We start from the raw sequence: 12097 nt of genomic DNA, 5'->3' as shown, positions 1-12097 counted from the left end.
GGACGCTATCCGCCTCTTGCACGGGCCAGCAGTTTTGTTTAGGGTGACGATTACGTTTTGCTAACACCCTGATGCGACTCAAAGACGATGAACAATGCAGCCACAGTGCTCGTGCTGGACGACAATACCGACTTACTGACGGCGGCCAGGCTTTGCCTGAAACCTTATTTTGCCAAGGTGCTGACACTGCAGGATCCCAGCCAGCTGCAATCCTGCCTGCAACAACAGCCGGTGCAGTTGTTGCTGCTGGATATGAATTTTCAGCGGGATGTCAGCAGTGGCGAAGAGGGCATTTACTACTTGCAGCAGGCGCTCAAATGCCAGCCGGATCTGAAAGTGGTGATGATGACCGCCTACGCCGAGCTGCCACTGGCGGTGCGGGCCATGCAGTTGGGTGCCTGCGATTTTATTGCCAAGCCCTGGAGCAACGAGCAGTTGCTGCGTACCTTGCAAAAGCACAGTGGCGCGCAATCAAGCAACACCAAGCAGGGTGCCGCCCCGGCACCAGCGGTTTTATCACAGCCCACCGTGCCGATGCTGGGCCAAAGTGCTGCCATGCAGCAGGTACAGCGGCTGATTGAAAAAGCCGCTGCCACCGAGGCCAATATCCTGCTGCTGGGGGAAAGCGGTACTGGCAAGGCGCTGGCGGCTGAAGCCATTCACCAGGCATCTCCCCGCCGGCAGGGGCCTTTAGTCACAGTGGATCTTGGCGCTGTGCACAGCAATTTGTTTGAAAGTGAGCTGTTTGGCCATAAAAAAGGGGCCTTTACCGATGCCAAAAGCGATTATAGCGGCCGTTTGCGCCAGGCCAGTGGCGGCACCTTGCTGCTGGATGAGCTGGGCAATGTACCGCTGTCGCTGCAGGCCAAATTGCTGACAGCGCTGCAAAGCCGGGTGGTGGTGCCGGTTGGCAGCAGTCAGGGCCAGCCGTTTGATGCCCGGCTGATCGCGGCGACCAACGAGGATTTGCTGGCAAAAGTAGGGCGGGGTGAGTTCCGGCAGGATTTGTTGTACCGCATCAATACGGTGGAAATTTGTTTGCCACCACTGCGCGAGCGCGAGGGGGATATCCCGCTGTTGCTGGACTGGTACCTGACGTTTTACAGCGACAAATACCAGCAAAGCGGCCTGCGCATTCGGCCAAGCGATCAACGTCAGCTCTGCCGTTACCGCTGGCCTGGCAATGTGCGTCAGTTGGCGCATGCGGTTGAGCGGGCTGTGGTACTGGCCGAGCAGGGCGAGCTGGATTTTAGCCAACTGGAAAGCACCGCCAGCTCCGCACCTGCCGCTGCTGTTCAAAGCCCGGCGGGTGAAGATTTTATGCTGGGCTCTACGCTCGATTACGTTGAGCAAAAAACCATTGCCCAGGCGCTGCAGTATTATCAGGGCAACATCAGCCAGGCGGCAAAGGCGCTGGGCCTGACCCGGGCAGCTTTGTACCGGCGCATGGAAAAATACCAGTTATGACGCGCCTGTTGCTGCCGCTGAGTTTGCTGCTTGGCAGCGCCTTGCTGCTTGGCTGGTTGGGGCTGGCGTTCAATGCGGTCACCCTACTGCTGCTGTTGTTGCTGGGACTGGCTTGCTGGTTGTTGCTGCAACACAGCCGGCACCTGCAGCGGCAAACTTCGTTTTTGTTAAAGGCGCTGGCCAACCAGGATGTCAGTTTCCGCTTGCCGCAGCAGCCTGAATTGCAGGCGTTGTGGCAGCAGGTACAACAGCAACTGATGCAGAGCCGCCAGCAGGCCGAGGCCAGGGCGCAGTACCTCAATGCTTTGCTGACCCAGTTGGAAGTGGCGGTGCTGGAGTTCGATCAGCACAATGTGTTGCAGCAGGCCAACCCGGCAGCCGAACGCTTGCTGGGCAGCCCGCTGCTGGAGCAAGCCCGGCAGGGGCTTAGTGAGGATAGCCCTGGCTCCTTGCCGCTGTTGTGGCAAAAGCTGCAGCAACCACAAGCGCTGCAACAAGGCGAGCTGCTGTGGCAAAGCGAAGGGGGCCAGGACCGGCTGGCCTATAGTTTGGTGCAAAGCCAGCTGCTGGGCCAACCGCGTAAACTCTTGACCCTGCAAAGCATTCAGCAGCAATTGCTGGCGCAGGAAGTGCGCGCCTACCAGCAACTGACCCGTATTTTGACCCATGAAATCGCCAACTCCATCAATCCGATGGTGTCGCTGGCGCAAAGCAGCCTGGCGTTGTTGCCAGAGCCGGATAGCGTGCTGGATGCCGAGCGCCATGCCGACTTGCAACTGGCCAGCAGCACCATTGCCCGGCGTGGTGAGCACTTAAGCCAGTTTATTGCTGCCTTTAAAACCTTGAGTACTCCTGTGCAGGCGGAGTTGAGTGCTGTTAGCCTGGCCGACAGCCTGGCGCGGGTGCAGCGTTTGCTGCAGCAGCAGCTTGCCGGTATCGAGCTTTGCACCGTGCTGCCGGCGGAGCTGCCGCCACTTTGGCTCGACCCGGCGCTGCTGGAGCAGGTGCTGATTAATCTGCTGAAAAATGCCGCCGAAGCGCTGCAGGACATTTCGAAGCCGCCTATGAAGCCACGGATTGAATGCCGGGCGCATTACCAGCATCCCCACTGGTTGCTGGATATCACCGATAACGGCCCTGGCATTACCGCGACTGCCGCCGAGCAGTTGTTTGTGCCCTTTTTTACCACCAAGGCCAGCGGCTCCGGCATCGGCCTGAGCCTGGCCCGGGCCCTGATGCAGGCGCAAGGGGGCGAATTGCGCTACCTGCCCAGGCCAGAAGGTGCCTGCTTTCGGTTGCGGTTAAGTTAATGCCGGGCAGAGGTTTGAACATCTGTTGTTCGCTCATAACGCTGATTAACCCTGTGCCAGAAGCGGATATTTTTAGTATCTCATCCGAGACTTAATCACTGTGTTTATTTATCCAGTACGTTGATAAAGCTACCAGTTCTTTGTTATAGGGGTTGACCCGTATTTACCGCTCGCACTGACATCAATTGTACCTATAAGTTATTGTGAACCTTAAGATAACAGTGTAGTGTTCTGTATGGAAAATTGGCAAAGACAGGTTGATCCGTGTTTAACTACGGGTCGACCTGCCGAATAAGTGTTAAATGCTCAAGGTGCGCATGAAAGAATTGCATGAAATCATAAATGAAGTGAAAGATGAGAAAAGCTTCTTAGATTTTGCGAAAGCACTAATCAAGGATCTTCAGGCTCATGAGGGTAAGTCGGTAGACGAGTTGGGTTTTTCGGGAGATTGGGTAAATAAAGATATTTCTGGGTTCTTAGAATCAGCCGTTGCCTGGGCAGAGGGCTCTGATTTTGGTGTTGGGCAAGAGCCTGCGCTTCAGTCAAACAAATGGAAGCAGTTCGCGGTGTTTTTGTATTGCGGAAAAATATATGAGTAGTCCCGCATTTAACAAGTCGTGCCAGTCCGAAAGTTTGTTCCGTGGCTCTTTTTGTGCCGGCCGCTACGCTGGCACAAAACGCCACTCCACAAACTTTCGCTGCACTCAGTGTTATGAATCAAGGCTAGTCCATGTACATATTTGAGATAATAAAACCCGGTACTTGGCTTGTCAGTGATGACCGAAAAAAATCCCAATCCTCCGCACTTACTTGCTAGTGATCAAGGTGTATTCAAGTGGGGTGAGACATGGAAACAATGGGCTGAAGCTTTTCCACAAGGGCGGGCTGTGTTAACAGAGATGAGTGGTCATTTTGTGCAGTTTGACGAGCCGGAATTAGTAATTAGTGAACTTACCCTAATTATTGAGCGGCTTATAAAACACTAACAATGCGTTCAAATCGTTCGCTTCGCTCACTGGGACTGGCTAAAGCCCGTCTTTTAGCTTAATCGTTAAGGCAACACATGTGGTCAAACATTTTCCAGGAACGACTCACCAACTACGAAAAATTGGTTCTGGCTGGCTCCCTAATATTGTCCGCAGTACTGTTCTCTTACGGAGTGTGGGCTATGGTTTCTGGAATATGTCATGTCGGCGGGAGAGGTAATCCACCCATTGGTACGATAGTTACTTTCCACGGTCTAGAAGCAAGACTATTAAGTAATATTTATACGGGCGGTGGAATAGCAATATTTGCGCATGCTTTCTTATCTAAGTTGCATTACAGAATTCGTGGACGTCAATATGCGAAGCCGCTATTAGCGGTAGGCGTTCTTCTACTAGCATTTGGTATGTTTAGTTTGGTGGCGATATTATGTTTTCCGCTTATCCGAGAGTTTGTGCCTTAACAAAGCGTACTACTTAAAATTGGCATTGATGCTTTTTAACCTTAAAGGAATTTTTTCTATGCTTAAGCCGTATTTTTTAATGTTATCGCTGTTTGCTCTGCTGTTGTTGTCAGCCTGTTCTAAAAATCCTTATGAAAATTTTCCTGGCCTTTGGGAACAGCAAGTTGGTCAGCGTGTTGAGGTTATTGAAATTACCCAGCAAGGCGACACGTTTTTGCTAAACGATGGGGTGTTAAACGCCGATGACCAGAGTAATTCAAACAGCAAGGTAACAGTATTAACAAAAGCTGAGGGGCAGCTAACGGTTAGTACCGGTTTTGGCAGTATTACTTTTGCGCTTATCGACGCTGATACCTTGATTATTGCCGATCAGCGCTTTAAGCGTATAACGCCAGACAGGGTAGCGGAAATTAAAGCTGAGCTGGCGCAGCAAGCGCTGGAGCGGCAAAGAGCCAGACAACAGGCGCTGGATTTGCAAGAGCAAGAACGGTTAGCGCGCGAAGCCGAAAGGCAAGCTCGTGAGCAAGAGCAGGCTAAGTGCCAAACGCTGGTTGATGAAATTAATGATGAAATTGCTGCTATTAAAAAGTACAGCACTAATAACGCTAAGTGGACTGCGGAATACGAAAAAATTAAACGTACGTACACCGAAATAGCTAAGCAGTATAGCAATTGTAAGCCCGATTTCTTTTAGGATTTTGCGGTATGCGAGAGGTGAAACAGAGCGCTCTGCTTGGGATACTGGTTAGCGTTATGCTTGTTACTGGGTGTGTCAGCCGTGTTCAGCAAGTAAAACAGGAGCCGGCGATGATGGATCAGCGAGTGATGCAGGCGCATTTGGCGCAGATAAGATCAAGCTATGTAGCCCGAACGCAGTTGATAAGACAAATAGAAGATACTGAGCTGGCCCAAATGTTATGGGACTACCAGCGAGGTAACTATTTAACCCGGTTGCGGCAGTGGCATCCCAGACTATCTGGCTTTAGGGCGTTTGAGTATACCCAGCCCAGGTTGCTGCATTTGCATGATTATAGCGATATGGTAGAGATGACCGAGGCTTATCTGGCAAGCCTTAATGTGGTGAATAGCCGCGATCTTACGCTATGTGCCAACGAGGCGGGTAAACTGGGTTTTGTGTTTAACCAAGGATTCGAGTTTCCATTTCGTTATCGTTTGGCTTATCGCCATATGACACTCAGCAATGGCGATACCTGGCAGATCCCGGCGGTTGCTGATGAGCAAAAACCAAGCGGCCCTATCGTTCGACAAGGCGATGTGTATTGTTATCAGCAACCGGCAATGGCGAACGCACCGCAACCGGTAAGTGTTTCTGCTGAGTTTCGGGGGCAGTTGCCTGATGATGTGCTGAAGTTAACGTTCACCGCAGCGGATATTGGTAAAACCGTTGAAAAAGGTGGTTATCTGGTAACTTTGCAAGCTTTTGGACAAAACTACTACACCGTTGTGGTTAGCGCTGCAGACGACAAGCGCCGAAACATTGACCAGGTAGATTTGTTAGCCGAGGCGACTGATCGGCATGGTGAGTATATTGCGGATGCGTTGATTGAGCGACGGCCATCTATCCGCGAGCAAAAGCTAGAGGTGTTGCTGGGTGATTTAATTGCCTGCGGCATACAGGGAACACTAGATAAAGCAACGGCGGAGCATGAACTGCAAGCCCTGGATAACCGTATGCTTGCCGAAGAGGAAGGTAAGCTGTATTTGTTTCGCGGTTTTTTTGGTGTTATCGACAAAGCGGAGTTAACCCTGTTGGTATACAACGATGATAATCGCGGGGTTGTGCGTGAGTTAGCGCTGCCGGTTTATAATTTTGCTAATGTGCCTGCGGCAGGCGATGCAACGATGGATGAACGCTTGCAAGCATTGCCTGAGATGGCGGTTACTGCGCCCATTTATGATGACCGGGCTGAGCTTAGAACTACGTTGGTTGAGCTGGATGCGGCAAAGCTGGAGGAGCGCATTGAAACCTTGCAGCTGCTGCGAGCTACCACAAATGCTCAGATGATAGCCCCTGCAGAAAATGACGCCGCCGAAAAACAGTATCCGGCCGAAGTATCCTGGTTTTTCCCACCTGTGCAGAGCGATCTGTTCTTTCCAAGGCGCATGCGTTCAGGCCTTTTTGTGTTAACTAAACTTGATTTTTACGATAAAGACGACAAGTTGGTTAAAGATCCAACGCTGGGTATCGATCCAAAGCTAATTGATTATCAGAACGATATTTTTGGCTTTGAGGTTCGGGCTGGCATTGCGGCGCTGCCGTTTATGGTTGGGCGCGTACAGTATCGGCCAGAGATATTTTTACGCAGGCCTGCGCGGTTAAAAGGAGTATTGCCTATCGCTGTGCTGTTAAATCCGCTTATAGATCGTTTTGCTCCAGAAGCACTTCCAGCCGGTATAACCTTGGTGGGTAATCGTTTAGTTGTGGATTACAGCGTGTTTGAACCGCGTGAAATGGCCGATGATATCGATGAAACCGTTGAGCGCCAGCATGTGGTTTTGGTGCGGGATAACCACGGTTATTTAGCCGAAATTAAGCAGGAAACCTGGTATCACCAAGACGCTGAGCATAAGGCGGTAGACATTTACTATTTTTACGGTAAGCCAGAGACTGTTGAGATTTGGTACCGGGGTAAGCGGGAATACGTTGATTATAAATTTGATATTCAATTACTTAATGAGGATGTTGAGCGATGACTAAGTTTAAGCTGGTTGCACTTTGCAGTACGTTAAGCAGTGTGTTGCTGTTAGCCAGCTGTGTAGGAGGAAAAGATATGAAACAGGAACAGCAGAGTGTAAAGGCGCAGTTTGAACAACTGGCTGCGGTGAATGAAAGCCGTAAAGCGCTATTAGCTGGGCTTGAAGACCAGGCATTAGCCCGTCTGTTGTGGCAAGAGCAGCATGCCAATTACTTTACTATGTTGAATCTTATTCCTTTTCATATGGGGCCTGGTGAGTTTCAGTATACTCAGCCGTGGCTACTGCGCCTGCCAGACTATGCCGATTTCGCTAAACTTACCGATACCTACAAGCAAAGCTTGCTGGCAATGAGTGACTATGAAAACTCAGAGTGTATGAATTACGCCGGGGGCAAGGGGTTTAAATTACATGAAGGCTTTGCTTTTCCTTTTCGCCATTATTTGCACTTTTCGCAAATTACATTTGAAGATGGCCGCACTTTAGCGCTGCCCGATGCGGCAAACAACGAGCGGGCTACGGCTGATATCGCTCAGGTTAGCAGTGGGTATTGCTTTACATCACCGGTAACTGCAGAAAGCCCTCAACCGGCTACCGTGCAGGGTGAACTGGATATTGAATTGCCAACCGCACTGCTTGAGTTTAAGTTTACCGCTGCTGATGTTGGTAAAACTGCTGAGCAGGATGGCTATTTGGTCACTTTACTCGAGTTTGAAAATGGACGCTACGTGATAGAAGTGGATGCTAAAGAAAACGTACCGCTGAATTTTGGTAATAGAGATATCCTTGCCGAAGCCGTTGATTCGCATGGTCAATATCTTGCCTGGCGGGCCACGGAGCGCACGTCAACCCGCAACCCCCAGCGTATAGATGCCTTGTTAGAAAGCCTATACCAACGAGCAGAGCAGGGAACGTTGGATGAAACCGAAGCCAGTAACGAACTGACAGCGTTGCGTGATACATTGCGGGCCGAGCAGGGGCGTAAGTTATTTTTGGGGCGGGCGTTTAATGGTGTTGTTGAGCAGGCTCATATTACCTTGATGGTTTATGCCAGCGATAGCCAGCCAGTAAGCCATAAGTTGGAATTACCGGTACACAACTTTCCGCATCCGCAACGGGTTGACGATGGTAATTTACAGTTATTACCCAAGATCCCCCTTACTGCACCGGTGTATAGCACTCTGGCCGAACACCGGCTGCCTATTGTTGAGTTGGATAAAGCGGCGATGCAACAGCGGGTTAGCATGGTGCAGTGGCATGAAGCAGGCGAAGGGTTGGATCCGGAGCGGGAGCACTCTGGTCAGATTGGCTGGTTTTACCCACCAGTGCAAACCGATATCTTTATGTCACAACAAGATCGTGCTGGTTCAATTTATGTGTTGGCGACATTCGATTTTTACGATGCCCAGGGTAAACAGGTTGTAGCGCGTGAAGCAAACGAGCAAGAAAGCGAGCTGGTTGCTTTTGAATATAAACCGGCAGATAAGGGGCTAAGCTCGGTGTATTCACGCATGTTCGGGCGGCTGGAGTATAGCCCCGAGCGCTTTACTAATACACCAGTACGGGTGAAAGGGTCTTTACCCGTTCTTGTTGCACCTAATTTAAACAAACAAAGCTACACCACAGACAACTTGCCTAAGGGCATTCGGTTAACGAGTAACCAGTTGGTGATCGACTACGCTGTGTTTACACCACTTGAAGTAGCAGAGGTAAGCGATAACCGGACAGAGCGCAGAAATCAGGTGTTTGCTAAAGACGAGCATGGTTACCTGGTAGAAATGGTTAAACAAACCTACTTTCATCATCAACCCAAGCGAACACCAGTAGATGTTTACTATTTTTATGGGAAGCCAGAAACTATAGAAATTTGGTACAGAGGAAAGCTAGCGCCAGTTGACTATGAGTTTGATATTGAACTAGTGAATGACGGCATTCAGGTTCAATAGATTGTTGCACCATATCATGCTCTGACAAGCGCAATAGTGCTTTCTGGCAAAATACCATTCCAAATAACATCTGGAAGGACTTTTTGGTCAAAAGCATAACAAACAAAAATTATCGCCAGCAAAAAGCGCTGGCTGCGACGTCAACCTGCTGCATGGTTGGTGTACGAGATTAAGGTGGTAATTTGAGTATCAACTGGAAGCCGAAGGCATGGATTGCAATACTTTTAGGTGTAATCCTGCAGGCGTTCACATTTCTATATTTAAATAGGCCAAGGTTATTTTGGCTCTATTTTCTTCTCTCTTGCGTTGTTTCATTCATTGACTGGAAGTATCAAACGCTATTTGCAGCTATTTTCTCAATAATCTGCCCACTGCATGCGTATATTGTTGTTAAGAATTTTAATGGGGCAAGTGAGCGAGGTTGGTACTCCAGGTGGTGGGGCATCCCTGTTATCTATGCAGGGTTTTTCTCAGCAGTCTTTCTGTTTCGCTCGTTTCTTTACGAGCCTTTTCTTTTTCCCTCTGTATCAATGCAGCCAACAATAGAAAAGGGAAACCATCTCATTGTTAAAAAACCAGGCTACAGAACATATGGCACCTACGGCGTTTCCTTGACGGGTGGGAAAATAGCTTCACCGGATCTCATGCAAAGAGGGAAATTGTATGCATTTTACCCTCCTGATAAAGAGGTTCCTTTCGTTCAGAGATTAATCGCTCTTCCTGGCGATAGAGTTGTTGTCAAAGGCAATGACATCACTATTAATGGCGCTGTCTTAGCCACTAATCTACTGTATGAAAAAGATCAACTAGAGGTCTATGAGCAGCAACTGGATGGCATCACGTATTTAATTCAACGAATGAAAATGCGCCCGGCCAGAGATATGGCAGAAATAGTGGTTCCTGAAGAAAGCTATTTCTTCATGGGTGATAATAGAGATAACTCAACAGACAGTAGATTTTGGGGCTATGTGTCCAGTGACAGTATTATTGGGGAGGTCGTATATGTCTTCAAATAAAAGCCGAACAGATATCGGGGCTCTTTTTACTCAGTCTCCATGATCGCCTGCTGCTGTCAGCATCCTTGCTGACAGCATTTATCACGGTTCGCTCGATTTGCTGCCTCAGGATTGAGGCAACAAATATCGGCCATGAAAACGCAGATGGTCTTCAATAAAGCTGGCGATAAAATAGTAGCTGTGATCGTAGCCTGGCTGAATACGCAGTTCGAGTTCGGAGCCGCTGCTTTGGCTTGCTGCTTGCAGCGCTTCGGGCTTTAGCTGCTCGGCCAGAAACTGATCGGCATCGCCTTGATCGACCAGGATCGGGAGTTCAGCTTTTCTCCTTGCCAGTAAGACCGAGGCATCGTAGTTTTGCCAGTGGCTTTCATCCTTGCCAAGATAACCCGTCAGCGCCTTTTGGCCCCAGGGGCAATGGATGGGGTTGCTGATTGGGGCAAAGGCCGATACCGAGCAATAACGACCGCTTTCCCGCAGTGCCATTACCAGGGCACCATGGCCGCCCATCGAATGGCCGGAAATGGAGCGCCTGGTACTCAGTGGCAATTCGGCCTCAACCAGCGCCGGCAGCTCTTTGGCGATGTAATCGTACATCTGGTAGTGGCTGGCAAAAGGCGCTTCGGTGGCATTGACGTAAAAGCCTGCGCCCAGGCCAAAATCATAGGCTCCTTCCGGGTCATCCGGTACCTGGTCGCCACGGGGGCTGGTATCCGGGATCACCAGGGCAATGCCAAGCTCAGCGGCAACCCGCTGAGCACCTGCTTTGGCCGAGAAGTTTTCATCGGTGCAGGTGAGCCCGGATAGCCAGTACAGCGCTGGGACATCTTTTTGCCCGGCCTGTGGTGGTAAATAGACAGAAAACTGCATCCGGCAATTCAGCACCTTGGAGTCGTGGGCAAAGCGCATCTGGCGGCCGCCAAACAGTCGCTGATCGCTGATTTTTTCTAAAGCTGGCATGCGCAGCTCCTTAAAAGTGGATTACGGTGCGAATCGACTTGCCTTCATGCATCAAATCGAAGGCTTCGTTGATCCGCTCCAGTGGCAGCGTATGGGTGATAAAGGTATCCAGCTCGAACTCACCGGCCAGATAGCGCTCCACGTAATCCGGCAGCTCAGAGCGGCCTTTTACGCCACCAAAGGCAGTGCCGCGCCAAACCCGGCCGGTCACCAGCTGAAACGGCCGGGTTGAAATTTCCTGGCCGGCACCGGCTACCCCGATGATCACCGACTCCCCCCAGCCTTTGTGACAGCACTCCAGCGCCGAGCGCATCACCTGCACATTGCCGATGCACTCGAAGGAGAAGTCGACGCCGCCATCGGTCATCTCCACGATCACCTCCTGAATGGGCTTGTCGTAATCCTTCGGGTTGACCACATCGGTCGCGCCCAGCTGTTTGGCAATGGCAAACTTGCTTTCATTGATATCGATGGCAATGATGCGGCTGGCTTTGGCCATCACTGCACCGATAATAGCCGACAGGCCAATACCACCTAAACCAAACACCGCCACGGTATCACCCGGCTGTACTTTGGCGGTATTCATTACGGCACCCATACCGGTGGTGACGCCACAGCCCAGCAGGCAGACTTTTTCCAGCGGCGCTGTTTTGTTGATTTTAGCCAGCGAGATCTCGGGCAACACGGTGTACTCGGAAAAAGTCGAGGTGCCCATGTAATGGTAAATCGGCTTGCCATCTTTGGAGAATCGGCTGGTGCCATCCGGCATCAGGCCCTGGCCCTGAGTAGCCCGGATGGCCTGGCACAAGTTGGTTTTACCGGATAGGCAGAACTTGCATTTGCCGCACTCCGGGGTGTACAGCGGAATGACATGGTCGCCCACTGCTACCGAGGTAACGCCCTCACCAACGGCCTCCACAATACCGCCGCCTTCATGGCCCAAAATCACCGGGAAAATGCCTTCCGGATCATCACCCGACAAGGTGTAAGCATCGGTATGGCAAACGCCGGTGGCGATGATGCGCACCAAGACTTCACCGGCTTGTGGTGGCATTAAATCAACTTCTTCGATGGAAAGTGGCTGGCCCGGGCCCCAGGCCACCGCCGCGCGGGTTTTAATTGGTTGCATACTCTGTTCCTGTAATGATTACTTTTTTGTTGTGTTGTAAGTTTAGCGCATTGTAATTTTTTCTGATTGCAGGATAATCCGGTAGTTTATCAAATCAGTTTTGCATTTAT

General features: G+C 50.6%; 10 protein-coding genes. 8 read left to right on the top strand and 2 right to left on the bottom strand.

Translation table 11 applies throughout. The features are described 5' to 3' along the window. The first annotated feature begins 87 nt into the window (after positions 1-87). The 8 genes from QWF21_RS14235 to lepB all read left to right on the top strand — a co-directional run bounded on the left by QWF21_RS14235 (position 88) and on the right by lepB (position 9901). Entirely contained in the window at positions 88-1467 is a 1380-nt protein-coding gene (locus QWF21_RS14235; protein WP_330088708.1) for a sigma-54-dependent transcriptional regulator, read from the top strand. Then, positions 1464-2777 carry a sensor histidine kinase gene (locus QWF21_RS14230; protein ID WP_330088707.1) on the top strand — a complete coding sequence of 438 codons (1314 nt, stop codon included), beginning with the start codon at positions 1464-1466 and terminating at the stop codon, positions 2775-2777. The genes QWF21_RS14235 and QWF21_RS14230 overlap by 4 nt, the downstream gene beginning before the upstream one ends. Before the next feature lie 317 nt (positions 2778-3094). Next, positions 3095-3376 (top strand): DUF7660 family protein, encoded by a 282-nt coding sequence (locus QWF21_RS14225; RefSeq protein ID WP_330088706.1) that lies wholly within the window; start codon positions 3095-3097, stop codon positions 3374-3376. A 177-nt stretch (positions 3377-3553) separates the two neighbouring features. Then, complete coding sequence (locus tag QWF21_RS14220; RefSeq protein ID WP_330088705.1) at positions 3554-3763, top strand: hypothetical protein; 210 nt, start codon at positions 3554-3556, stop codon at positions 3761-3763. A 399-nt stretch (positions 3764-4162) separates the two neighbouring features. Next, positions 4163-4918, top strand: a complete 756-nt coding sequence (locus QWF21_RS14215; RefSeq protein WP_330088704.1) for a hypothetical protein — start codon at positions 4163-4165, stop codon at positions 4916-4918. A gap of 113 nt (positions 4919-5031) precedes the next feature. Next, entirely contained in the window at positions 5032-6939 is a 1908-nt protein-coding gene (locus QWF21_RS14210) for a hypothetical protein (RefSeq protein ID WP_330088703.1), read from the top strand. Continuing rightward, on the top strand, positions 6936-8885 hold the full coding sequence (locus QWF21_RS14205; RefSeq protein WP_330088702.1) for a hypothetical protein: 1950 nt from the start codon (positions 6936-6938) through the stop codon (positions 8883-8885). The genes QWF21_RS14210 and QWF21_RS14205 overlap by 4 nt, the downstream gene beginning before the upstream one ends. Positions 8886-9067: 182 nt before the next feature. Next, positions 9068-9901, top strand: a complete 834-nt coding sequence (gene lepB, locus QWF21_RS14200; RefSeq protein WP_330088701.1) for a signal peptidase I — start codon at positions 9068-9070, stop codon at positions 9899-9901. Between the two features lie 105 nt (positions 9902-10006). Here the strand turns inward: lepB and fghA are convergent, their stop codons facing one another. Together fghA and QWF21_RS14190 are read right to left on the bottom strand one after the other, a co-directional pair. Then, positions 10007-10858 (bottom strand): S-formylglutathione hydrolase, encoded by an 852-nt coding sequence (gene fghA / locus QWF21_RS14195; protein ID WP_330088700.1) that lies wholly within the window; start codon positions 10856-10858, stop codon positions 10007-10009. A gap of 10 nt (positions 10859-10868) precedes the next feature. Continuing rightward, on the bottom strand, positions 10869-11987 hold the full coding sequence (locus tag QWF21_RS14190) for an S-(hydroxymethyl)glutathione dehydrogenase/class III alcohol dehydrogenase (RefSeq protein ID WP_330088699.1): 1119 nt from the start codon (positions 11985-11987) through the stop codon (positions 10869-10871). Between the last annotated feature and the right edge of the window lie 110 nt (positions 11988-12097).

The organism is Alkalimonas mucilaginosa, assembly GCF_036327005.1.
In the GTDB taxonomy this organism is placed as follows: Bacteria; Pseudomonadota; Gammaproteobacteria; order Enterobacterales; family Alteromonadaceae; genus Alkalimonas; species Alkalimonas mucilaginosa.
This window is presented reverse-complemented; position numbering and strand designations above follow the sequence as displayed.

Bases quoted from the DNA above. Each gene is read 5' to 3' on its own strand.
- QWF21_RS14235 (WP_330088708.1), top strand. From the start codon at position 88: ATGAACAATGCAGCCACAGTGCTCGTGCTGGACGACAATACCGACTTA.
- QWF21_RS14230 (WP_330088707.1), top strand. From the start codon at position 1,464: ATGACGCGCCTGTTGCTGCCGCTGAGTTTGCTGCTTGGCAGCGCCTTG.
- QWF21_RS14225 (WP_330088706.1), top strand. From the start codon at position 3,095: ATGAAAGAATTGCATGAAATCATAAATGAAGTGAAAGATGAGAAAAGC.
- QWF21_RS14220 (WP_330088705.1), top strand. From the start codon at position 3,554: ATGACCGAAAAAAATCCCAATCCTCCGCACTTACTTGCTAGTGATCAA.
- QWF21_RS14210 (WP_330088703.1), top strand. From the start codon at position 5,032: ATGATGGATCAGCGAGTGATGCAGGCGCATTTGGCGCAGATAAGATCA.
- QWF21_RS14205 (WP_330088702.1), top strand. From the start codon at position 6,936: ATGACTAAGTTTAAGCTGGTTGCACTTTGCAGTACGTTAAGCAGTGTG.
- fghA (WP_330088700.1), bottom strand. From the start codon at position 10,858: ATGCCAGCTTTAGAAAAAATCAGCGATCAGCGACTGTTTGGCGGCCGC.
- QWF21_RS14190 (WP_330088699.1), bottom strand. From the start codon at position 11,987: ATGCAACCAATTAAAACCCGCGCGGCGGTGGCCTGGGGCCCGGGCCAG.